Origin of the sequence: Streptomyces aidingensis (assembly GCF_900112355.1) — a bacterium.
Classification (GTDB): domain Bacteria; phylum Actinomycetota; class Actinomycetes; order Streptomycetales; family Streptomycetaceae; genus Streptomyces; species Streptomyces aidingensis.
In genome coordinates this window covers 180567-202522 of sequence record NZ_FOLM01000008.1, presented here as the reverse complement: position 1 = coordinate 202522, position 21956 = coordinate 180567, and the positions used below count along the sequence as shown (strand labels likewise).

Annotated in this window: 19 protein-coding genes; 4 read left to right on the top strand and 15 right to left on the bottom strand. The window is 73.7% G+C overall.

From position 1 onward, the window contains the following. Window positions 1–511: 511 nt before the first annotated feature. Both BM242_RS16270 and BM242_RS16265 read right to left on the bottom strand, forming a co-directional pair. Window positions 512–1030 (bottom strand): hypothetical protein, encoded by a 519-nt coding sequence (locus tag BM242_RS16270; protein WP_175541453.1) that lies wholly within the window; start codon window positions 1028–1030, stop codon window positions 512–514. A gap of 188 nt (window positions 1031–1218) precedes the next feature. Next, complete coding sequence (locus tag BM242_RS16265) at window positions 1219–2229, bottom strand: hypothetical protein (protein ID WP_093839553.1); 1011 nt, start codon at window positions 2227–2229, stop codon at window positions 1219–1221. A gap of 107 nt (window positions 2230–2336) precedes the next feature. On the opposite strand from BM242_RS16265, the gene BM242_RS16260 reads away from it, so the two are divergent. Together BM242_RS16260 and BM242_RS16255 are read left to right on the top strand one after the other, a co-directional pair. Then, window positions 2337–3509 carry an adenosine deaminase gene (locus BM242_RS16260; protein WP_093839552.1) on the top strand — a complete coding sequence of 391 codons (1173 nt, stop codon included), beginning with the start codon at window positions 2337–2339 and terminating at the stop codon, window positions 3507–3509. After that, window positions 3506–4213, top strand: a complete 708-nt coding sequence (locus tag BM242_RS16255; protein WP_245834148.1) for a glycerophosphodiester phosphodiesterase — start codon at window positions 3506–3508, stop codon at window positions 4211–4213. The genes BM242_RS16260 and BM242_RS16255 overlap by 4 nt, the downstream gene beginning before the upstream one ends. Before the next feature lie 171 nt (window positions 4214–4384). Here the strand turns inward: BM242_RS16255 and BM242_RS16250 are convergent, their stop codons facing one another. Together BM242_RS16250 and BM242_RS16245 are read right to left on the bottom strand one after the other, a co-directional pair. Then, window positions 4385–4567 (bottom strand): hypothetical protein, encoded by a 183-nt coding sequence (locus BM242_RS16250; RefSeq protein ID WP_093839550.1) that lies wholly within the window; start codon window positions 4565–4567, stop codon window positions 4385–4387. Window positions 4568–4849: 282 nt separating this feature from the next. Continuing rightward, complete coding sequence (locus BM242_RS16245; protein WP_093839549.1) at window positions 4850–6286, bottom strand: gamma-aminobutyraldehyde dehydrogenase; 1437 nt, start codon at window positions 6284–6286, stop codon at window positions 4850–4852. Between the two features lie 386 nt (window positions 6287–6672). On the opposite strand from BM242_RS16245, the gene BM242_RS16240 reads away from it, so the two are divergent. Both BM242_RS16240 and BM242_RS16235 read left to right on the top strand, forming a co-directional pair. Beyond that, window positions 6673–7338 (top strand): ABC transporter ATP-binding protein, encoded by a 666-nt coding sequence (locus BM242_RS16240; protein ID WP_093839642.1) that lies wholly within the window; start codon window positions 6673–6675, stop codon window positions 7336–7338. Beyond that, a complete protein-coding gene (locus BM242_RS16235) occupies window positions 7320–8315 on the top strand; it encodes a hypothetical protein (RefSeq protein WP_093839548.1) in 996 nt (331 codons plus the stop codon). The genes BM242_RS16240 and BM242_RS16235 overlap by 19 nt, the downstream gene beginning before the upstream one ends. Window positions 8316–8360: 45 nt before the next feature. Here the strand turns inward: BM242_RS16235 and BM242_RS16230 are convergent, their stop codons facing one another. The 11 genes from BM242_RS16230 to rpsB form a co-directional block, all read right to left on the bottom strand. Next, window positions 8361–9962 carry a family 10 glycosylhydrolase gene (locus BM242_RS16230; protein ID WP_245834146.1) on the bottom strand — a complete coding sequence of 534 codons (1602 nt, stop codon included), beginning with the start codon at window positions 9960–9962 and terminating at the stop codon, window positions 8361–8363. Window positions 9963–10071: 109 nt separating this feature from the next. Continuing rightward, window positions 10072–11142, bottom strand: a complete 1071-nt coding sequence (locus BM242_RS16225) for an ABC transporter ATP-binding protein (RefSeq protein ID WP_093839546.1) — start codon at window positions 11140–11142, stop codon at window positions 10072–10074. Next, a complete protein-coding gene (locus tag BM242_RS16220; RefSeq protein ID WP_093839641.1) occupies window positions 11142–12728 on the bottom strand; it encodes an ABC transporter permease in 1587 nt (528 codons plus the stop codon). Before BM242_RS16220 ends, BM242_RS16225 begins: the two co-directional genes overlap by 1 nt. 145 nt (window positions 12729–12873) lie before the next feature. Beyond that, window positions 12874–13971, bottom strand: coding sequence for a thiamine ABC transporter substrate-binding protein (locus BM242_RS16215; protein WP_093839545.1), 1098 nt, complete (start codon window positions 13969–13971; stop codon window positions 12874–12876). A gap of 249 nt (window positions 13972–14220) precedes the next feature. Further along, on the bottom strand, window positions 14221–15327 hold the full coding sequence (gene rlmN / locus BM242_RS16210; protein ID WP_093839544.1) for a dual-specificity RNA methyltransferase RlmN: 1107 nt from the start codon (window positions 15325–15327) through the stop codon (window positions 14221–14223). Window positions 15328–15404: 77 nt separating this feature from the next. After that, window positions 15405–16826, bottom strand: coding sequence for an outer membrane protein assembly factor BamB family protein (locus BM242_RS16205; RefSeq protein ID WP_139238344.1), 1422 nt, complete (start codon window positions 16824–16826; stop codon window positions 15405–15407). 365 nt (window positions 16827–17191) lie between these two features. Next, window positions 17192–18061, bottom strand: a complete 870-nt coding sequence (locus tag BM242_RS16200; RefSeq protein WP_093839542.1) for a phosphatidate cytidylyltransferase — start codon at window positions 18059–18061, stop codon at window positions 17192–17194. Between the two features lie 160 nt (window positions 18062–18221). Beyond that, on the bottom strand, window positions 18222–18779 hold the full coding sequence (gene frr / locus BM242_RS16195; protein WP_093839640.1) for a ribosome recycling factor: 558 nt from the start codon (window positions 18777–18779) through the stop codon (window positions 18222–18224). Between the two features lie 74 nt (window positions 18780–18853). Further along, complete coding sequence (pyrH, locus tag BM242_RS16190) at window positions 18854–19621, bottom strand: UMP kinase (protein WP_093839541.1); 768 nt, start codon at window positions 19619–19621, stop codon at window positions 18854–18856. A 368-nt stretch (window positions 19622–19989) separates the two neighbouring features. After that, the gene (tsf, locus tag BM242_RS16185) at window positions 19990–20826 is read right to left on the bottom strand and encodes a translation elongation factor Ts (RefSeq protein WP_093839540.1); all 837 of its coding nucleotides are present in this window, start codon (window positions 20824–20826) and stop codon (window positions 19990–19992) included. A gap of 151 nt (window positions 20827–20977) precedes the next feature. Further along, window positions 20978–21841 (bottom strand): 30S ribosomal protein S2, encoded by an 864-nt coding sequence (rpsB, locus tag BM242_RS16180; protein WP_093839539.1) that lies wholly within the window; start codon window positions 21839–21841, stop codon window positions 20978–20980. Window positions 21842–21956: the final 115 nt, after the last annotated feature.

The following is a 21956-nucleotide window of genomic DNA, read 5'->3' as shown; positions in this document are numbered from 1 at the left end:
CGACTCCGCTGATCATCACAAGCGGTGACGACACTCGGCCACGCGGAGAGCCGCGCCACAGGCTCGCTATGCTCCTCAGAGCTGCGCACTGAAAAGTTCGGTGCGCACTACGCCCGCCTAAACTGCGCAGGAAAGATTTCAGTTCGCAGGTCAGGGCATCGGCTACTGAAATCTTCAGGCTCGCCCTACAGCCCCGGTGCACAGCGAGCCCTGACCGGCCCGGCGGCGGCCCCGGCGTGGAGATGGTGTGGGGGCCTGGTGGACGCGTACAACCCGACGGGTATCAGGCCGTACGGTCATGACCGGAAGCGGGTGCCATGAGCCCCGGACTTCCTCATATGGGCCGGCGCCGCCAGTCTCCTCCCCCCGGGCACGCGGCAGGCCGGCCGAGAGGTACCCGACCGCCCCGGAGATCTCCCCCTTGCTCCGGGGCGGTCACCTCTCTCCGCCTCTGCTTCTCCGCCTCTGCTTCTCCGGCCCGCCGCTGCGCGGGCTTGCCGGGCCGCGGGGGTCAGCCCTCCGTTTCCGGCTCCGGCCCGGGCCGGGGCTCGGGAGAGGGCTCGGGACGGGGCTCGGCCCGTGGCCGGGCACCGCCCGCCCAGGCCCCCAGGCCGGTGATGCGGACCCGGGCCGCGGCCTCGTGCATGGCGAGTTCCAGCACGCCCGGATCGGTCAGCAGCCCGGAACCGTCCGGCGGCACCAGCCAGTGCACCCCGCCGCTGATCCGCCCCGGATGCGGGACCACGATCCAGCTTCCCCGGCCCGCCGGCCGCACCCCGGTCCCCACCCAGCGGCCGGCCGTGCCCGGCGGCACGAAGAAGCCGACCCGGGCGTCCCGGTCCGCCAGCACCGGGCCGGTGGGGACGGCCACGCCGCTCAGCACCTCCAGCGTGGCATGGCCGATACCGGCGGGCAGCACCAGGACGTCCCAGCGCCGCCCGGCCGGCAGCAGGACCACGCCCAGCGGATCGCGCTCCCATGCCCGGCGGCAGGCCCGGGGCTCGGCCGCCGCCGCGGACAGCCACGCCATGGCGGACCTCACACCGGGCGCCCCGCTCTCCTCGCTCATCACGTCTTTCCCCTCTCGCCGGGGGCCCGGGGGCCGGGCCCGCCCGTACCGTCCCCCAGTGAGAGCGGCCGGGGCCCGCGTTCTTACGCGATTGCGCGGCTCGGCCGGTGCGGCCGGCTTCGCCGGTACGGCTGCGCGGCGGCGGCCGGTCAGACGTCGGCGCGCTCCCCGCGGCCTCCGTCCGCGCCGCCGCCGCCGTCCGGGCCGACCCGGAGCCGCCAGTAGGCGGTGTCGTAGTCGGAACCGGGCGTGAAGTCGACCGCCAGCCACGAGGTGCCGGGCGGCAGGGTGAAGGAGAGGACCAGCTCCGTGCTGTCCCCGGGCCGCAGCACCCCGGCCGGGGAGAGCACCGTCCGCAGCCGGCCGGGCGCCATCTGCCGTCCGTCCGTGTGCACCCGCACCTCGTGGTCGCGCAGGCGGGCCCGGTCGCCGCCCTCCTGGCTGATGGTGAGCACCACGCGGGTGACGGTGCCGCGCTCCGGCTCCTCCGGCGCGCCGACGACCACCACCAGGCCGTTCTCCCAGACCACCCGGTCACCGGCGCCGGCCGTCCGGTCGGCACCGGACGCGGAGGTGACGGTCACGGTGTCCACGGCGTTCAGCACCAGCAGCACGGTCAGCAGCGCTCCGGCAACCGTGCCGATCCCGCCGGTCCACATGCCGGCGACCGCCCGGCCGCGCCCGCCGGCGGTGCCGCGCCGCACCCGGCCCACGGCCGCGGCGCCGACCGCCAGCGCGGCGATGCCCAGCGGCACCGCCACCGGGGAGAGGAAGAAGGTGCAGCAGAGCACCACCGCCCAGATGCCCAGGGCCAGCGAGCCGCGCGCCGCGCCGTTGCGCGGCAGCGCGGGCACCGGCGCGGGAGCGCCGGTGAACGCCCGGCCCCCGTGGCCCGGCCCGGCGGGCACCGGGCCCGCATGGCTCGGAGCTGCATGGCCGTGGCCGGCGTGGCCGTGGCCGGTGAACGGCTGCCCCGGGAGCGTCCGGCCCGCGTGGGCCGGGCCGGGGAACGGCCGGCCCGCTTCTTCCCGGCCCCACGGGCCCGGGGGCGGACCGGCCGCCGCCTCGGCCTCACCCGGTATGCCCGCGTCCGTGCCGTCCCCGCCCGGCTCCGGTGTTCCCCCGGAACCGCTCTGCCGATGGTTCTGCTCGGCGGTCACCGAACCTCCACATCCCCTTCGCGGTCAACCGCCCCACACCCTACGGCGGGTGCCCCGGGCCGCGGAACGCCCGTCCACCGGACGCGCGCCGGTCACCGCCGCATACCATGACGGCGCGTCCGGCGTCCGCCGCCACCCGCGCCCGCCGCCGGCCGGCCGGAACCCCCGCCAGATCAGGAGTTCATGTGTCCGAGCAGGAACCGACCGATCTCACCGGCTTCATCGCCGGACTGCCCAAGGCCGAGCTGCACGTCCACCACGTGGGCTCGGCCTCACCCCGGATCGTCGCCGAACTGGCCGCCCGGCACCCGGACTCGCCGGTGCCCAAGGACCCGGAGGCGCTCGCCGAGTTCTTCACCTTCCGGGACTTCGCACACTTCATCGAGATCTATGTCTCGGTGGTGGATCTGATCCGGGACCCGGAGGACATCCGGCTGCTCACCTTCGAGGTGGCGCACGAGATGGCCCGCCAGAACATCCGCTATGCGGAACTCACCGTCACCCCGTACGGATTCACCAAGCGCGGCATCCCCGACCAGGGGGTCATGGAGGCCATCGAGGATGCCCGCCGGGCCGCCGAGCGGGAGCTGGGCCTGGTGCTGCGCTGGTGCTTCGACATCCCCGGCGAGCTGGGCATCCCCTCCGCCGAGGAGACCGCCCGGATGGCCTGCGAGCTGCGGCCGGAAGGGCTGGTGTCGTTCGGCCTGGGCGGACCGGAGACCGGGGTGCCGCGCCCGCAGTTCAAGCCGTACTTCGACCGGGCGATCGCCGAGGGCCTGCACAGCGTCCCGCACGCCGGGGAGACCACCGGGCCGGAGACGATCTGGGACGCGCTGCGCGAGCTGCGCGCCGAGCGCATCGGCCACGGCACCAGCGCCACACGGGATCCGCGGCTGCTGGAGCATCTCGCCGAACACCGCATCCCGCTGGAGGTCTGCCCGACCTCCAATGTGGCCACCAGGGCGGTGACCGTGCTGGCGGAGCACCCGGTGCGGGAGATGGTGGCGGCGGGCGTGCCGGTCACCATCAACAGCGACGACCCGCCGATGTTCGGCACCGACCTCAACACCGAGTACGCGGTGGCCGCGAAGCTGCTGGGGCTGGACGAGACGGGACTGGCGGAGCTGGCCGGGAACGCGGTCAAGGCCGCTTTCCTCGACACACCCGCCAAATCCCGTCTGCTGGCCGAGATCGACAGTTATCTGGCCTCATGGCTGCAGAGACGATCCCAGAACGGTCCGGCCGGGAGCCGGCCGGAGGGGAACGGACCGATCCGTTGACGCTCGTCATCGCGCACCGCGGCGATCCGTACCGGGCGCGGGAGAACACCCTCCCGTCCATCCGGTCGGCGCTCGCCGCGGGCGCCGACGTGGTGGAGCTGGATGTGCGGCTCACCCGGGACGGGGTCCCGGTGGTGCTGCACGATCCGACCCTGAAACGGCTGTGGGGTCACGATCTGGCCGTCGCCCGGCTGACCGCGGAGGAGGTGCGGGAGCTGACCGGGGGCGGGGTGCCCACGCTGCGCGAGGCGCTGGAGACCACCTTTCCCGCCCGCACCCTGATCGATCTGCCGGAGCCGTCCGCCCAGGACGCCCGCGCGGTGGTGGCCGAGGTCGCCGCGGAGGGCTCGGCGCGCCGGGTGTACTGGTGCGGCGATCCGGCGGCGGTGCGCGGCGTGCGGCGGGCCGACCCGGAGGCGGAGATCTCCCTGACCTGGAAGCGGGCCGCACCGGTGCGGGAATCGCTGCTGCGGGACGTCCGCCCGGCCTGGCTGAACCACCGCTGGAGCCTGCTGGACGAGCGGACCGTGCGGCGGGCGCGCGAGGGCGGCTACCAGGTCTGCGCCTGGACGGCCGACACCACGCGCGCCATGCGCCGGCTGCTGGAGCTCGGCGTGGACGCGGTCCACACCAATCGCCCCGCGGTGCTGCGCACCGAGATCACCCGTGCCCGGGAGCGGAACCGGCCGCCCGCCGCCGGGTGAGCCGGTGCCGGGGAGGCCGGTTGCCCGGTGGCCCCGTGCCGCTGGGCGGGGCACGGGGCCACCGGGCGGTCGGCCCTCACGGGGACGCCGGCCGACCGGGCGGAGCGGTGCCGGTCCTCGGCGGGACCGTCAGCGGCGCTCGGCAGCGCTCAGAAGCCGCTCAGCAGCCGCTCAGAAGCAGAGCCAGCCGCCGGGGACATGGATGCAGTAGTTGGGGTGCACGGCCGCGGAGGCCGGAACGGCGGACACCCCGCCGAGAAAGAGGCCGGCCGTGGTGAGCAGCACGGCCAGCCGGGCGGCGGTGCGGGAGCGGGTACGGACCCGGGGGCGGGTGGCGTGTCCTTGGCGTCGCATCGGGTGTGACCTCCGAGGTCTGCGTCGGGTGGGGGGTGGGACACAACGGCGCGCCGGCGTGGCCGATATGGGCGCAACGGCCACGCGAACAGTGACTGACCGTACCAGCACGATTGCAGTTGTACAGGGCAGCTTTTCGGCCAACCGGGCACGGAGTGGCGCGGGAGGCGTGTGCGCCGGGGGCGAAACCGGCCCCGGCGGATCCGGGGACGGCGCCCGACGGCGGACGGCCGGACCGCCGGGACGGCTCCCGGCGGTCCGGCCGCGGCGCGGGCCGCCCGCTCAGAGGGCGGTCATCACATGCTTCACCCGGGTGTAGTCCTCCAGGCCGTAGGCGGAGAGGTCCTTTCCGTAGCCGGACTTCTTGAAGCCGCCGTGCGGCATCTCGCCGACCAGCGGGATGTGGGTGTTGATCCAGACACAGCCGAACTCCAGTGCCTTGGACAGCCGCATGGCGCGGGCATGGTCCTTGGTCCAGACCGAGGAGGCCAGGGCGTACTGCACGCCGTTGGCGTGCTCCACGGCCCGGGCCTCGTCGCCGAAGGTCTGCACGGTGATCACCGGGCCGAAGACCTCGTTCTGGACGATCTCGTCGTCCTGCCGCACCCCGGTGATCACGGTCGGGGCGTAGAAGAAGCCCTCCTCGCCGATCCGGTGGCCGCCGGTCTCCACCCGGGCGTGCGCGGGCAGCCGGTCGATGAAGCCCGCCACCTTGGCCAGATGGCCGGCGCTGTTCAGCGGGCCGTAGAAACAGTCCGGGTCCTGCACATCACCGGTCTTCACCTCGGCGGTGGCCTTCAGCAGCGCCTCCACGAACGCCTCGTGCACCGATTCGTGCACCAGCACCCGGCAGGCCGCGGTGCAGTCCTGCCCCGCGTTGAAGAAGCCCGCGTCCCGGATGCCCTCGGCCGCCGCGTCCAGGTCGGCGTCCTCGAAGACCACGCAGGGCGCCTTGCCGCCCAGCTCCAGATGGACCCGCTTGACGTCCCTGGCGGCACCGGCCGCCACCTCCGTGCCGGCCCGCACCGAACCGGTGATGGAGACCATGGCGGGCACCGGGTGCTCGGTCATCAGCCGGCCGGTGTCCCGGTCGCCGCAGATCACATTGAAGACCCCGGCCGGCAGGATCGCGCCCAGGATCTCGGCCAGCAGCACGGTCGAGGCGGGGGTGGTGTCGGAGGGCTTGAGGACGACGGTGTTGCCCGCGGCCAGCGCCGGGGCGAACTTCCAGACCGCCATCATCAGCGGATAGTTCCAGGGCGTGACCTGGGCACAGACGCCGACCGGCTCCCGCCGTACGAAGGAGGTCATGCCCGCCATGTACTCGGCCGCGGCCTTGCCCTCCAGCATGCGGGCGGCACCGGCGAAGAACCGGATCTGCTCGACGATCGGGCCCAGCTCCTCCTGCCGGGTCACCTCCAGCGGCTTGCCGGTGTCCCGGCACTCGGCGGCCAGAATGTCGTCGGCCCGGGCCTCGAAGGCGTCGGCGATCTTCAGCAGGGCCAGCTGCCGGGCCGCCGGAGTGGTGTCCCGCCAGGCGGGGAAGGCCGCCGCGGCGGCGGTCATGGCGGCGTCGACATCCGCCGGGCCGGAGAGCGGGGCGGTGGCGTAGGGGCGGCCGGAGACCGGATCGACCACCTCCAGGGTCCGGCCGTCCGCGGCGTCGCGGATCTCGCCGTTGATGTAGTTGCGCAGCCGGCGCAGCTCGGTGGTGGTCACAGCACCCCTCCTGCTTCCTGTTCCTTCTCGGTCGGACAATCCAGACTAGGCGCCGCAGCGGATTGCAGGACAGCCCCACAGGCGAAAGATTCTCCTTCGCCACACTGTCTGTGCAGCGAGAATGCCGCTCCTCTCGCCATTGCCACGAAGATTCTTCGCCTTCCCGGCGCCTCCGCCCGGCCGGACGGAGGCGCCGGCGGCCCGCTCGCCGTACCCCGTTCGCCGTAACCGAAGCCCCGGTGGCGCGTTGGTCCTGGCACTTCGCCGCCGACCAGCGGAGGTGCCGCGTGCCCACTGCCCCGCCCCGCCCGGGCACCCCGCCCGGCAGCCCCGACAACCCTCACAACCCTCACAACCTCGGCAACCCTGACAACCCCGACAACGATGTGCTCTGGACCCGCGGGCTGCACCGGGCGCATGCCGGGTCGCCGGCGCTCCGCGATCTCTCGCTGGCGGTCCGGGAGGGCGAGATCCTGGCCGTCACCGGCGGGCGCGGCAGCGGGCGGACCACCCTGCTGGACTGCCTCTCCGGCAGGCTGCCGCCGGACCGGGGCGAGGTGTGGTTCAACAGCATCCCGCTGCACGCCCTGCGGAGCCCGGCGCTGGCCCGGCTGCGCCGCGAGCGGTTCGGCTGGATCGGCGACCGCGCACAGCTCGTGCCGGAACTCACCGCCCGGGAGAACGCGGCCCTGCCGCTGCTGCTGGCCGGCGCCGGGGCCCGGGCCGCCCGGCGGACCGCGCAGCAGTGGCTGGAGCGGCTGGACGTGGGGCACTGCGCGCATCTGCGGCCCGGGGCGCTGGACCGGGCGCAGCGGCAGCGGGTGGCCGTGGCCCGGGCCCTGGTGCACCGCCCGGCCGTGCTGTTCGCGGACGAGCCGACCGCGCCGCTGCACGGGCAGGAGCGCCGGGTGGTGCTGCGCACACTGGTCACCGCCGCCCGCTCCCATGCCATCACCATGCTGCTGGCCTGCAACGATCCCCAGGCGGTGGAACTGGCCGACCGCGGCCTGACGCTCTGTGACGGCCGGCTGGCATGCTCGCTCACCGCCTAGTCCGGGGCCGCCCCGGGGGCCCGCTGCTGGTGGCGGCGTTCTCGGCCGCCACGGCCCATCTGCTGCTGACCGCGTTCGACCAGGCCCTTGCCGCCGCGGACCGGGCGGGCGCCGCAGCGGCCGCACCGGCCTGGTGCCTCCTGCCCCTGGCGGCGCTGGCGGCGGTGGCACGGCTCGCCGCGGCGGCTGCGGAGCACCGCCCGGAGGTGTCCGGGCCGGGGCTGCCCCCGGCCCGCCGGGCGGCGGCCCGCACTGCCCTGCCCGCGCTGCTGGGCAGCGCGGCGGCCCTGCCCCTGCATCCGCCGCCGCTCGCGGTGCTGCCCGCGGCGCTCACCCTGCTGGCCGCTCCCCCGCTGCTGGCCACCGCCGCGGCGACGGCCGGTGCCGTCCTCCGCCTCCGCCGCCGGACCCCCGGGACCCGCCGGACGACGCCCGGCGGCGTCCCGGTCCGCGGAAGGCACGGGGGGCGCGGGGCACGGCGGGCCGTGGTCTGGGGCGGTGCCGCGGGGCTGGGTGCGGGAGCCGCGCTCGGCGCGGTCCGGACCGGTCCCGCGGCGGTGAGCTGGGCGCTGATCGCGGCCGGGCTGATGGCCGTCACACCGGGGCTGCTGCACGCCGCGGGCCGGGCGGTGGCCGCCGGGACGCCGGGGGCGGTGCGCCTGCTGGCCGGGCGGTCGCTCCAGACCGAGGCGGCGCGCGCCGGCCGGTCACTGGGCATGCTGTGCGCGGCCCTGGCGCTGGCCGGGCCGCTGGCCGGGACCCCGCTGGGCCCGGCCGGAACGGCGGTGACCGTGGCCGCCACGGCCGCGGCAGCCGCCCCGGCCGTCCTGCCCGGGATCCGCCACACCGCGCTGCTGCACCGGCTGGGCGCGGCCCGCCGCACCCGGCGTTCACTGGTCGCGCTGCGCACCGCGGCGCTGCTCGTCCTGGGCTCCGCGCTGATAGCCGTGACCACGGCTGTCGCCCGGCCGCTGTGATCCGTCCCGGCCGGCCGGGCGGCGGTGCCGGTGCCCGCGGGGTTCTCAGGGCAGGGCGAGAAACGGCGGGAAGCCGGCTTCCGCGATGCCGCCCCTGGTCACCTCGACCACGTCGACGGGGAGACCGGCCACGCCCGGGGGCAGTTCGGCCGTCACCAGATAGCGCCCGGCGGGCACATGGGCGAAGCCGAACCAGCCGTTGCCGTCCGAGCGCACGGTCAGCGGCTCCCCGCCGGCCGTCAACGGGCGCAGGGTGACCCGGGCCTGGTCCAGTACCCCGCCGCCGCGCAGCGCCAGCCGGCCGGTGACATGCCCGTCCGTGGGGCTGGTCTTCCACGGCATGTCCGGCACGGCCGCCCGCTGCGCGAACGGCGCGTCCGGTCCGCCGGTCAGCGCCTCGGCGAGCGCGTCGCGCTGTGCCCGGCGCTCCGCCGGACTGCCGCCCACCGTGGCCATGGCGGGATTGGCGTAGGAGTAGCCGCTCCAGCCCGCCGCGGTGTTGCCGGCCGCGCTCGGCGCGATGGCGCGCCGCGCCTGGGCCACACTGCCGGCGACCGAGTTCAGATAGAGCGCCGGGCCGTTCACCGCCTGCCGGTCCGCCTGGTGGTCGGCCAGGAACTCCGACCACTCGGCGAACATCAGCGCCTGGTCCGGGTTCCACTCGCGCTTGTAGTTCATGGTGAGGGCGGTGTCCATGATCCCCTGCTCCAGCCAGCCCGCCCAGTCCTGGAGCACCTCGGTGTAGGTGCGGGTGGCCTGCCAGCCGCCCACCGCCTGCGGGCCGTGCCCGTAGGTGATGGCGTCCATGGAGAGCCGCACCGTGGGATCGGCCTGCCAGAGCGCCAGATAGATCCGCCGGACCAGGCCGGTGACCTGGTCGCGGCGCCAGTCGGACCACTGCGGGTCGGCCGGACCCGGGATGTCGGTGCGGCCGGTGAGGGCCTGGAAGCGGGCCACCGCGACGTCGTTGTAGCCCCAGTCGGAGCGGCCGGGGGCCAGGTTGGAGTCGGGGTAGCGGACGTAGTCGAGATTGATGCCGTCCACGTCGTAGTGGGTGACCAGGGAGGTGACGGCCCGCACGATGTAGTCGGCGGCGGCCGGGTGGCCCGGGTCCACATAGGCGTTGGCGCCGATCAGCTCGGTGCCGTCGGAGCGCTTGTTCAGCCAGCGGTCGGCGCCGTCGGCGGAGGGCCCGTGCAGGTTGAAGACGTGGTCCGGGGAGCTGGGCGGGGTGGCGCTGTTCCACATGGTGTTGACGTTGACCCAGGCGTGCACCTCCAGCCCGGCGGCATGCGCCTTGTCGATGACGGTGGCCAGCGGGTCGTAGGGCGCCGGGGCCACGGCGGCGTCGGTGCGCGGGTACAGGGCGTGGTTGCAGAAGCAGTCGTACCGACGGGCGGTCTGGACCACCAGGGCGTTGGCGTTCACGGCCAGGGCGTCGGCCACCAGGCGGTCGGCCTGTTCCGGGGTGTAGATGCCCTCGTTGAAGGCGTCCACCCAGTAACTGCGCCACTGCTGGGGCAGTTCGGCGGCGGCATCGGGATCGGGATCGGGCTCCGCGGTGGCCCCGGCGGTGGCCGTGGGGCCCAGCAGCAGCGCGGTGACGGCGAGCAGGGTCGGCAGCATCCGTCCGATGGTCCGTCTCATTCGGCCTCTCCACGGAAAGTTGGGAGTGCCCATGACAAGCAAGGGGACTGACAATTTACTTCACCCCTACCGGCCAGTCCAGACGGAAACTTTCAGCAATCCCGCCGGCTCAGCCGGGCGGCAGCAGCACCGTCTCCTCGCCCCGGAAGCCGACCGGCACGGTGGCGCCCTCCCGCGGCGCCTCCCGCAGGAGGCAGATGGCCTCCAGCCGCGGCCCGCGCTCCGGCGTCAGCAGCAGCACCACATGGTCGCCCCGGAAGGTCCGCGCGGTCACCACGCAGCGCAGCACGGCATGCTCCGTCTCCCCCACCCGCACCCCGGCCGGACGGATCAGCAGCTGCGCGGGACCGGGCGGACTGCCGTCCGGCACCGGCACCCGGCCCCATGCCGTCTCGGCCGCGCCGTCCCGCACCACCGCCTGCACCACATTGCGGAACCCCAGAAAGCGCGCGACGAACGCCGAGGCCGGGCGCTCCCAGACCGCCACCGGGGAGCCGGACTGCGCGATCCGGCCCCGGTCCATCACCACCACCCGGTCGGCCAGCGCGAACGCCTCCCCCTGGTCATGGGTGACCGCCAGCACCGTGGTGCCCAGGGTGCGGAACAACTGCCGCAGCTCGACCACCAGCCGCTCCCGCAGCCCGCGGTCGAGCTGGCCCAGCGGCTCGTCCAGCATCAGCAGCCGGGGACGCGGCGCCAGGGCGCGGGCCAGCGCCACCCGCTGCTGCTCGCCGCCGGAGAGCGAGGCCACCGGCCGCCGGGCCGCGCCCGGCAGGCCGACCAGTTCCAGCAGTTCGGCCACCCGGGCCGCGGTCACGGCCCGCGTCTCGCCCCGTACCCGCGGACCGAAGGCGATGTTGGCGCCCACATCGCGGTGCGGAAAGAGCTGGTGGTCCTGGAACATCAGGCCCAGCCCGCGCCGGTGCGCGGGCACCCCGGCCTGGTCCCGGCCGGCCAGCCGGACGGTTCCGGCGTCCGGCCGCTGCAACCCCGCGATCACCCGCAGCAGGGTGGACTTGCCGCTGCCGCTGGGCCCCAGCACGCACACGATCTCGTGCTCGGCCACGGTCAGGTCCACGGCGTCCAGCGCGGCGGACGGCGCCGGTCCCCGGCCGGTCCGGCCGGTCCGGCCCGCGCGCGGCCCGAAGCGGACGGTCACCCCGGTCGTCTCCAGCAGCATCAGAAACCTCCGGCCCGCAGCGGGCGTATCCGTTCCAGGGCCAGCAGGGTCAGCAGGCAGACCGCCATCAGCACCGTGGACAGCGCCATGGCCTGCCCGTAGGCGGATTCACCGGCCCGGCCCAGCAGCCGGGCCACGGCCACCGGCAGGGTCGGGGCGTCCGGCCGGGCCAGGAAGACCGTGGCCCCGAACTCGCCCAGCGACACCGCGAAGGCGAACCCGGCCGCCGGCAGCAGCGCCCGCCGCGCCAGCGGCAGGTCGATCTCCCGCCAGACCCGGGCCGGCGAGGCGCCCAGCACCGCCGCGGCCTGCCGCAGCCGGTCGTCCACCGCGCGCAGCACCGGCAGCATGATCCGGATCACGAACGGCACCCCGACCAGCGCCTGGGCCAGCGGCACCAGGATCCAGGAGGAACGCAGGTCCAGCGGCGGGGCGTCCAGGGTGATCAGGAAACCGAAGCCCACGGTGACGGCCGAGGTCCCCAGCGGCAGCATCAGCAGCGCGTCGAAGCCGCGCACCAGCCGGCCGGCGTCCGTGGTGAGGGCGGCTGCCGCCGCCCCGCCCACCACCAGCGCGATCAGGGTGGCCACCGCGCCGTAGCGCAGCGAATTGTGCACCGCCTCCCAGGGCGCCACCAGAAAGGTGCCGTCCGAGGCGAACAGCGCCCGGTAATGCGCCAGTCCATAGCCGTCCGGGCCGGACAGGGACCGCTCCACCAGCACACCCAGCGGCAGCACCAGCAGCACCGCCACCGTCAGCAGCACCCCGCCCAGCAGGGCCCACTGGCCGGCGCCGCGCGGGCGGCGCGCGGTCCGCTCCGGGTCCACCAGGCGCAGCGCGGTCTCCCGGCGCCGCACCGTCCAGGCGTGCAGGGCCAGCACCGCGGCCACCGCGCCGAACTGCACCAGGGTCAGCACGGCCGCGGCCGGCAGATCGAGCAACTGCGCGGTCTGCCGGTAGATTTCCACCTCCAGGGTGGCGAACCGGGGACCGCCCAGCACCTGGATCACCCCGAAGGAGGTGAAGGTGAAGAGGAAGACCATCAGCGCCGCGGCGGCCAGCGCCGGGGCCAGCGCGGGCAGGGTGACCCGGCGCCAGGCGGCGAACGGCCCCGCCCCCAGCATCCGCGCGGCCTCCTCCTGCCCCGGGTCGAGCTGCGCCCACAGCCCGCCGACGGTGCGCACCACCACGGAGAAGTTGAAGAACACATGGGCCAGCAGGATCGCCCACACCGAGGTGTCCAGCCGCACCCCCCACAGCTGCTCCAGCAGGCCGCCCCGGCCGAGCAGCGCCAGAAAGGCCGAGCCCACGACCACCGTGGGCATCACGAACGGCACGGTGATCAGCGCGCGCAGCAGATTCCGGCCGGGGAAGGCGAACCGGGCCAGCGCATAGGCGGCGGGCAGGGCCAGCACCAGCGTCAGCGCGGTGGAGGCGGCGGCCTGCCAGAGGGTGAACCACAGCACCTGGCGCGTGCCGGGCGCGGTGAGCACCTCCAGGGCCCGCCCCTCGCCCAGGCCCCGGGCAGTGATCGCCACCACCGGGTAGCCGAAGAACACCGCGAAGAAGACGGCGGGCAGGGCCAGCAGGGCCGACCCGGCCGGCCGGGCACGGCGCCGGCCGGCACCGTGCCCCGGGGGCCGCCGCCCCGGAGCCGGGAAGCCGCGCGCCGGGCGCGGACCGGCCGGCGGCGTCCCCGGCGCCGTGCCCACAGGACGGGTGGTCACCCGGTCACCGCAGCACCAGCTCGGTCCACTCGGTCACCCACCGCTCCCGGCCCTCGGTGATGGCCTGCGGATCCATGGTGTACGGATCGGCTATCTCCACCCCGTAGGCGGTGAAGACCTCGGGGAGCGGCACGCCCTCCCGCACCGGGTGCACAAACATCTGGAGCGGCACATCGGCCTGGAAGTCCTCGCCCAGCAGAAAGTCCAGCAGGGCCTTGCCGCCCTCCGGGTTGGCGGCCCCGGCCAGCAGGCCGGCGTACTCGATCTGGCGGAAGCAGGTGCCGGTGGCGACGCCGGTGGGCGCCTGCTCGGGCTCGGGACCGGTGCCGTAGACCACCTCGGCGGGCGGGCTGGTGGCATAGCTGACCACCAGCGGGCGGTCGCCGCCGCCGGTGCCGCCGCTCGCGCCGGAGAAGTGGTCGTAGTAGGCCTGCTCCCAGCCGTCCACCACCTCGACGCCGTTGCCGGCCAGACGCCGCCACCAGTCCTGCCAGCCGTCCTCGCCGTAGGCGGCGACGGTGGCCAGCAGGAACCCCAGACCGGGCGAGGAGGTGGCCGGGTTCTCCACCACCAGCAGATCCCGGTACTCCGGGGCGGTCAGGTCGTCCAGCGTCTCCGGCGGGGCCACGCCCTGCTCGGCGAACCAGCCGCGGTCGTAGTTGACGCAGATGTCACCGGTGTCCACCGGGACGACCGGGACGTCACCGGCCGGACGCAGTTCCTCGGGCACCAGGTCCAGCCCGGCCGCCCGGTAGGGCTGGAACACCTCGCCCTCGACGGCCCGGGAGAGCAGCGTGTTGTCCACGCCGAACAGCACATCGCCCTGCGGGTTGCCGGCCGTGAGCACCGCCTGGTTGACCATCACGCCGGCATCGCCGCCGCGCAGGATCTCGACCTCGAAGCCGGTGTCCGCGGTGAAGGTCTCCAGCACCTCGTCGGAGACGTTGAAGGAGTCGTGGGTGACCAGGGTGACCGTGGCGGGCGGTGCCGCCGGGGCCCCGCCGGAGCCGGAGCCGTCCGTGCCGGAGCCGCCGCAGCCGGCGAGCACCGCGAGTCCGAGTGCCGTCGCCGCCGCGAGATGGGGGGTGGCCGTGCGCTTCATCGTGCTGCTTTCGTAAGGGTGCGGGGAACGGAGCCCCGCGAGCAGCATGAGAGTCCGAGCTCCCTACCCGCCGGCCGGACCGTATCGGGCGAGGTTCGAAGGGTCTGCGGCCGTTTCCGCCGCACTCTCAGCGCTGCGAGCGCTCCCCTGTCGGAATGTGCGTATGTTCGACCGCTCACCCTAGCCCACCCCCGGCACCGCCGGCCCCGCACCCCCGCCACATCCGGACGGCGAGGCCCAAAGCGCGCCTCAGCGCTCGGTCGCGGCGAGCTGACCGCAGGCGCCGTCGATCTCCTGGCCGCGGGTGTCCCGGACCGTCACCGGCACGCCGTGCGCCTCCAGCGCGGCCACGAACGCCCGCTCGTCCTCGGGCCGGGAGGCGGTCCACTTGGAGCCGGGCGTGGGGTTCAGCGGGATCAGATTCACATGCGCCCGGCGGTTCCTGAGCAGCCGGCCCAGCAGATCGGCCCGCCACGCCTGGTCGTTGATGTCCCTGATCAGCGCGTACTCCACCGACACCCGGCGGCCGGAGACCTCGGCGTAGACCCAGGCCGCGTCCAGCACCTCGCGCACCTTCCAGCGGGTGTTCACCGGCACCAGGGTGTCGCGCAGTTCGTCGTCCGGGGCGTGCAGCGAGACCGCCAGCCGGCACTTCAGCCCTTCCTCGGTGAGCTTCCGGATGGCCGGCACCAGCCCCACCGTGGAGACGGTGATGCCGCGCTGGGACAGGCCCAGCCCGTCCGGCGCCGGGTCGGTCAGCCGGCGGACCGCGCCCAGCACCCGCTTGTAGTTGGCCAGCGGCTCGCCCATGCCCATGAAGACGATGTTGGACAGCCGGGCCGGGCCGCCGGGGATCTCGCCGTCGCGCAGCGCCCGCATACCGGCCACGATCTGGTGCACGATCTCGGCGGTGGACAGATTGCGGTCCAGCCCGGCCTGGCCGGTGGCGCAGAACGGGCAGTTCATGCCGCAGCCCGCCTGCGAGGAGACGCACATGGTGACCCGGTCCGGGTAGCGCATCAGCACCGACTCCACCAGGGTGCCGTCGTGCAGCTTCCACAGGGTCTTGCGGGTGGCGCCGTTGTCGCAGGACATCTGGCGCACCTCGGTCATCAGCGGCGGCAGCAGTTCCTCCGCCAGCCGCTCCCGGGCGGCGGCCGGGATGTCCGTCCAGTGCGCCGGGTCGTCGGTCAGGCGGGCGAAGTAGTGCTGCGAGAGCTGGCGGGCGCGGAAGGGCTTCTCGCCCAGTCCGGCGACGGCCTCCCGGCGCTCGGCGGGGCTGAGGTCGGCGAGGTGGCGCGGCGGCATGACGGCACCCCGCGGCGCGGCAAAGATGAGTTCTCCGGGCTTGGGCATAACCGTTCCAGTGTCGCAGACCCGGCCCGGTGCCCGGTCCCGCCGCCGGGCACCACGGCGGTCCGGTGCCGGCCGGCTCAGGGCCGGGTGAACACCAGGGTCTCCAGGACCCCGTCGTTCTGCCGCATGAGCGAGGTCTGCATCATGGCGAAGCGGCCGTTGTCCCAGGCCGGGCGGACATTGGTGACCTTGCCGAAGTAGCTCTGCTCGCTCAGGGCCCGCAGCGGCGGCCGGTACGTCTCCGGCCCCATCGCCATCACCGGGGTGACCGCGCCCGAGGACGGGTCCACCGCGACGACCATGGCGGGCACGCCGTCGCCCTTGGTGCCGATCCGCTTCGGCTCCTGGTAGGCGATGATCCGGTCGCCGTCGACGGTCACCAGGCCCAGCTTGCGGTTCTGCACCCGCTCGGTGCGCCACACCTCGCTGCCGTCGGCCAGGTCCAGGGCCACCAGCTGGTTCTGGTAGTTGGGATGGCCGTGGCCGCCCTCGTGCCCGGAATCGCCGGGGTTGATGTGCGGCAGCTCGACCTGCATGACCAGCCTGCCGTCCGCGACCAGCGCGCGCGGGCAGTTCCGCAGCCCTCCGGGCACACAGGGGAATCCCCGGGTCTCGTCATAGTCCGCCAGCACCACCGAGTGCTCCCCGGTTGCCGGATCGATGTGCCAGACCTGGGACCGGTTGCCGGACGTGACCTCCGCCACCAGCGGCTCCAGCGAGATCACCCCGTCGACGCGGGCATCGTCGGCCGGCAGCCGCCAGGACCAGAGCTCCTCACCGTTCTGGCCCCAGGCGACCAGCGCACCGCCCTTGCCCAGGCCACCGCCGCCGCTCTGGCCGCAGGTGAGCCGCTGGAGCAGGGTGTCGCCGAAGACCGCGTACCGGTAGGCGAAGCATTCCCGGACCGGCTCCGCCTCGACGACCGGCTCGCCGGTCTCCAGGGACAGGATGTGCCCGCCCGCCGCCGAGCTGACCAGCACCCGGTCCCCGAAGATCACCGGAGTGTCCTGGGATCCCGGATAGACGTCCTCGTGGTGGGCCAGGCCGGGCACGTCGACGCTCCACACCTGCTCCCCGGTGCCGATGTCCAGCAGGGTCACGGTGCGGCACACGCTGGAGCCGCCGTTCTCGGCCGGCTCCCCGCTGAGCAGCACCACCCGGCCGCCGGACTGCTCCAGCGAGGCCGGGCAGCTGCTCAGCCGGCTGCCCGGGAGCTGATACTCCCAGTCCGCCTCACCGGTGGACAGGTCGTATGCGGTCACCCCGCCGAGAGTGCGGCGGACGAAATGGGTGTCGGTGAACCAGTGCCCCTGGGTGGTCACCTCATGCGCCCCTCCGGGGGCGTCCGGCTGGACGACCTGAACCGCGACCCCGGCCGTGCCCAGTTCCTCCGCGGCCGCCGCCCACTCCTGGTACGTGGTCAGCGACTCCACTCCCCCGCCCCCGTCCCGGAGCAGGAACCACCAGCCGCCGAATCCGGCCGACAGCAGGACCAGCACGGCGGCCACGGCGACGGCCGCCGCGCGCCCGCCGCTCCGGCGAGGCGCCGGCCCGCCGGGCCGGTGCGCATGGGGATACGGATACGGCCCCGGCCGACCGGGGTGGCCCGGGTGTGCCCGGGCCGGGAAGCCCTGCCCGGGCGGTGGTCCCTGGGGTCCGCCCGCCGGTGCGGGCGGCCATCCCCCGGCCCCCGCCGGAGGGCCGGGCTGTCCCGGCCGGAGCGGCCGGCCGTCCCCGTAGCCGGGCATCCCGAATGGCGTGGACTGGTTCATCGTTCCCCCGTCGCATGCTCGGCGCATCGCCGATGACTCGGTCGCATGCCGTTTCTATCACCGCGGTTCACCGCGCGGCCGGGGGAGAACGATCAGTGAGAGCCGGCGAAGAGCAGGAAGAGAGCCCAGCAGACCGGGGCGGTGGGCAGCAGCGAGTCCAGCCGGTCCATGATGCCGCCGTGGCCGGGCAGCAGCGTGCCCATGTCCTTGATGCCCAGATCCCGCTTGATCATGGACTCGCCCAGGTCACCCAGGGTGGCGCTGGCCGCCACCGCCAGCCCCATCAGCAGGCCCTGCCACCACACCGCGTCGTCGATCAGGAAGTGCAGGCACAGCGCCCCGGCGGTCATGGCGAAGACCACCGCTCCGGCCAGTCCCTCACGGGTCTTGCCGGGGCTGATCCGGGGCGCCAGCTTGCGGCGCCCGAAGCGCCATCCCACCGCGTAGGCGCCGGTGTCGCTGACGATGGTCAGGATCAGGAAGGTCAGCACCCGCCAGGAGCCGTCGTCCGCGGCCAGCATCAGCGCCACGAAGGTGGCCAGGAACGGCACATAGAAGGCGGCGAACACACCGGCGGTGACATCGCGCAGATAGCCCGCGGGGGGCCGGACCATCCGCCAGACCAGGACCGCCAGACCGGTGACGGCCAGGCCGGCCCAGGCGCCCTCCGCGCCGCGCAGATAGCCGGCCACCACCATGGCGGCGCCGCCCAGGGCCAGCGGCACCAGCGGCACCCGGATGTCCTTGCGCTCGGTCAGCCGGGCCGACAGCTCCCACAGGCCGATCACCACGGCGAGCACGATCACCCCGGTGAAGGCCGGCCGGTAGACGAAGAGCGCGAGCACCACCAGCGCGCCCAGGGCCAGGCCCACCGCCACCGCGGCCCGCAGATCTCGGCCGGCCGACTTCTTCCGCGGCCGCTCGGGCGGCCGGCCGGCCGGACCTCGGGACCCATTGGACACATGCCGAGTCTGCGCCGGTTGCCGTGGATATCGGGCGGGACCCGCCGATGATCGGGGGACTCGTTCGCCCGCCCTGCGGCTCTCGGCTGACTCGTTCAACACACCAGTTCCATTTCCGGTTCGGTCGGCCGGTGAGGTCGGCCTGCGGCGGCGCTCCCGCTCAGACTTCGAGCAGCTCGGCTTCCTTGTGCTTCAGCAGCTCGTCGACCTGGGCCACGAACTTGGCGGTGGTGTCGTCCAGCTCCTTCTCCGCGCGCCGGCCCTCGTCCTCGCCGACCTCGCCGTCCTTGACCGCCTTGTCGATCTGGTCCTTGGCCTTGCGCCGCACACCGCGGATGGAGATCTTGGCGTCCTCGCCCTTGGAGCGGGCCACCTTGATGTACTCGCGGCGCCGCTCCTCGGTCAGCTCGGGAAAGGTCACCCGGATGATGTGGCCGTCGTTGGTCGGGTTGACGCCCAGATCGGAATCCCGGATCGCCTGCTCGATATTGCGCAGCGCGGTCTTGTCGAACGGGGTCACCACGGCCATGCGCGCCTCCGGCACCGAGAAGGACGCCAGCTGGTTGATCGGCGTCATGGTGCCGTAGTACTCGGCCAGGATCTTGTTGAACATCGCCGGGTGCGCACGCCCGGTACGGATGGCCGCCAGGTCCTCCTTGACGACCACGACGGCCTTCTCCATCTTCTCCTCGGCCTCGAGGAGAGCTTCTTCGATCACCATGTGCTCCTGAGTGCTTCCGGTTTCGGTCGGTGGTGGGGCCAGGTGGTGCGGAAAGCCGGCGGCGGACCCGCTCAGGCCCGCCGGCCCTGGCTGTTCACGAGTGTGCCGATCTTCTCACCATTGACGGCGCGGGCGATATTGCCCTCGGCGAGCAGCTCGAACACAAGGATCGGGAGACTGTTGTCCCGGCACAGGGTGATCGCCGTCGAGTCGGCGACTTTGAGGTCGCGGGTGATGACCTCGCTGTAGTCGAGGGCGTCGTAGCGGACCGCGTCCGGGTTCTTGCGCGGGTCCGAGTCGTAGACCCCGTCCACGCCGTTCTTGCCCATCAGCAGCGCCTCGGCGTGGATCTCCAGCGCCCGCTGGGCGGCGGTGGTGTCGGTGGAGAAGTAGGGCATGCCCATACCGGCGCCGAAGATGACCACCCGGCCCTTCTCCAGATGGCGCACGGCACGCAGCGGGATGTAGGGCTCGGCGACCTGACCCATGGTGATGGCGGTCTGCACCCGGCTGGGGACGCCTTCCTTCTCCAGGAAGTCCTGGAGCGCCAGGCAGTTCATCACCGTGCCCAGCATGCCCATGTAGTCGGACCGGGCCCGGTCCATGCCGCGCTGCTGGAGCTCGGCGCCGCGGAAGAAGTTGCCGCCGCCGATCACCACGGCGATCTGGGCGCCGTCCCGCACCACGGCGCCGATCTCCCGGGCCATGGAGTGGACGACGTCCGGATCGACGCCGAGTCCGCCGTTGCCGGCGAAGGCCTCGCCCGAGAGCTTCAGCAGGAAGCGCCGGGGACGGACGGGGTCACCGGCTGTTGTGGCGACGGTGGCACCGTGATTCATGGGTCTCTCCTCGTGCGCATGCGAGAAGGCCACGGCCGGCGGATTCCCTGGGTCATCCTGCTCGGCATGGCCTCCTCGTCACAACTGCGGTCGTCACGGCCGTGCTTCCCCGTCAGCCCCGGTCCGGCCCCCGCCCGACAATAGCGCCGCCGGGCGGGCCGGGGCCGGTGGCACGGCGAAACTCACCGTCTCCCCTCCAGCCTCTCACCCGCGCGTGGCTGCCGCGGACACCGGTTCGGGCCCCGCCGCGGGCCGGAACACCGCGCCCGGCCGGGGCTTCGCGGCGCCGGCGTTCCGGGCGCCCGGCCGGGCCGGGCGCCCGGGTGCGCGGCGCTCGTGCCGTGTTGTGCAGTGCGGTGCGGTGCGGCTCAGGCGCCGACGCGGAAGCGGGCGAAGCGCTGGACCGCGACCCCGGCCTCGCCGAGCACCTTCTGCACGGTCTTCTTGTTGTCCCGCGCGAAGGGCTGGTCGAGCAGGGTGTTCTCCTTGAAGAAACCGTTCACCCTGCCCTCGACGATCTTCGGCAGGGCGGCCTCCGGCTTGCCCTCCTCCTTGGCGGTGGCCTCGGCCAGCCGGCGCTCGGTCTCCACCACATCGGCCGGAATGTCCTCGCGGGAGAGGAACTTGGGCGCGAACGCGGCGATGTGCTGGGCCACGTCCTTGGCGGTGCCGGCGTCCGGCTTGTCGAGCTGCACCAGCACGCCCACCTGCGGCGGCAGGTCCGGGCTGGTGCGGTGCAGGTAGGCGGCCACATAGCCCTCGGTGAACTGGGCGAAGCGGTCCAGCACGATCTTCTCGCCGAGCGCCGCGTTGGCCTCGTCCAGGAACGCCTGCACGCTCTTGCCGGCCTCGATCTCCGAGGTCAGCAGGGTGCCGATGTCGGCGGGCGAGGTGCGGGCCACATGCTCGGCCACGGCCTTGGCGGTGGCCTGGAACTTGTCGCCCTTGGCCACGAAGTCGGTCTCGCACTTCAGCTCGACCAGCACACCGGAGGTGTTGTCGTCGGCGATCAGCGCGACCACGGCGCCGTTCTCGGCCGTGCGGCTCTCGCGCTTGGCAACGCCCTTCTGGCCCTTGACCCGCAGGATCTCGACGGCCTTCTCGACATTGCCCTCGGCCTCGTCCAGGGCCTTCTTGCAGTCCATCATGCCGGCGCCGGTGAGCTCGCGGAGCTTCTTGACGTCGGCGGCGGTGAAGTTCGCCATGGTTACGTGATTCTCTTCCCGGAAGTTCGGTGGGTGGGATCGCACTGCCGGGCGGCGGCGGGCCGGGGCCCGGAGGCCCCGGGCCCGCCGCGCCCGGACGTCAAGCCCGTCCGCCGGCCGCGGATCCGCGGCGAGCGGCGGACACCGGCGGTCAGCCCTGCTCGCCGGCCTTCTCGGCGTCGGCCTCGGCGGCAGGCTGCTCGGCGGCGGTCTCGGGCGCGGTCTCGGCGGCCTTGGCCTCGGCGCCCTCCAGCAGCTCGCGCTCCCACTCGGGCAGCGGCTCACCGGCCGGCTTCTCGCCCTCCTTGGCGGCCTCGGCGGCGCCGGAGCGGGCGAGCAGACCCTCGGCGGCGGCGTCGGCGATCACCCGGGTCAGCAGGGAGACGGACCGGATCGCGTCGTCGTTGCCGGGGATCTTGTAGTCGACCTCGTCGGGGTCGCAGTTGGTGTCGAGAATCGCCACCACCGGGATGCTGAGCTTGCGCGCCTCGCCGACGGCGATGTGCTCCTTCTTGGTGTCCACGATCCAGATGGCGCTGGGCACCTTCTGCATGTCGCGGATACCGCCCAGGGTCTTCTCCAGCTTGGCCTTCTCGCGGGAGAGGACCAGCAGTTCCTTCTTGGTCAGGCCGGAGGCGGCCACGTCCTCGAAGTCGATCTGCTCCAGCTCCTTCAGGCGCTGCAGCCGCTTGTGCACGGTGGAGAAGTTGGTGAGCATGCCGCCCAGCCAGCGCTGGTTGACATACGGCATCCCGACCCGGGTCGCCTGCTCGGCGATGGCCTGCTGGGCCTGCTTCTTGGTGCCGACGAACAGGATGCTGCCGCCGTGGGCAACGGTCTCCTTGACGAACTCGTAGGCGCGGTCGATGTACGACAGCGACTGGAGCAGGTCGATGATGTAGATGCCGTTGCGCTCGGTGAAGATGAAGCGCTTCATCTTCGGGTTCCAGCGGCGGGTCTGGTGACCGAAGTGGACGCCGCTTTCCAGCAGCTCCCGCATAGTGACGACGGCCATGGCCGTTCTCCTTGGACTACTCGGTTGTACGGCGCCGGCCGGAACTGGCCGGAGCCCCTGACGCCCCTGCGCGTCACAACCGCGGAAGTCCCTCAGCGGTCCTTCCGCGGACCGA

Coding starts and splice junctions, on each gene's coding strand:
- BM242_RS16270 (WP_175541453.1), bottom strand. CDS start 1,030: ATGGCGTGGCTGTCCGCGGCGGCGGCCGAGCCCCGGGCCTGCCGCCGG.
- BM242_RS16260 (WP_093839552.1), top strand. CDS start 2,337: ATGACGGCGCGTCCGGCGTCCGCCGCCACCCGCGCCCGCCGCCGGCCG.
- BM242_RS16250 (WP_093839550.1), bottom strand. CDS start 4,567: ATGCGACGCCAAGGACACGCCACCCGCCCCCGGGTCCGTACCCGCTCC.
- BM242_RS16235 (WP_093839548.1), top strand. CDS start 7,320: ATGCTCGCTCACCGCCTAGTCCGGGGCCGCCCCGGGGGCCCGCTGCTG.
- BM242_RS16230 (WP_245834146.1), bottom strand. CDS start 9,962: ATGAGACGGACCATCGGACGGATGCTGCCGACCCTGCTCGCCGTCACC.
- BM242_RS16225 (WP_093839546.1), bottom strand. CDS start 11,142: ATGCTGCTGGAGACGACCGGGGTGACCGTCCGCTTCGGGCCGCGCGCG.
- BM242_RS16215 (WP_093839545.1), bottom strand. CDS start 13,971: ATGAAGCGCACGGCCACCCCCCATCTCGCGGCGGCGACGGCACTCGGA.
- rlmN (WP_093839544.1), bottom strand. CDS start 15,327: ATGCCCAAGCCCGGAGAACTCATCTTTGCCGCGCCGCGGGGTGCCGTC.
- pyrH (WP_093839541.1), bottom strand. CDS start 19,621: ATGAATCACGGTGCCACCGTCGCCACAACAGCCGGTGACCCCGTCCGT.
- tsf (WP_093839540.1), bottom strand. CDS start 20,826: ATGGCGAACTTCACCGCCGCCGACGTCAAGAAGCTCCGCGAGCTCACC.
- rpsB (WP_093839539.1), bottom strand. CDS start 21,841: ATGGCCGTCGTCACTATGCGGGAGCTGCTGGAAAGCGGCGTCCACTTC.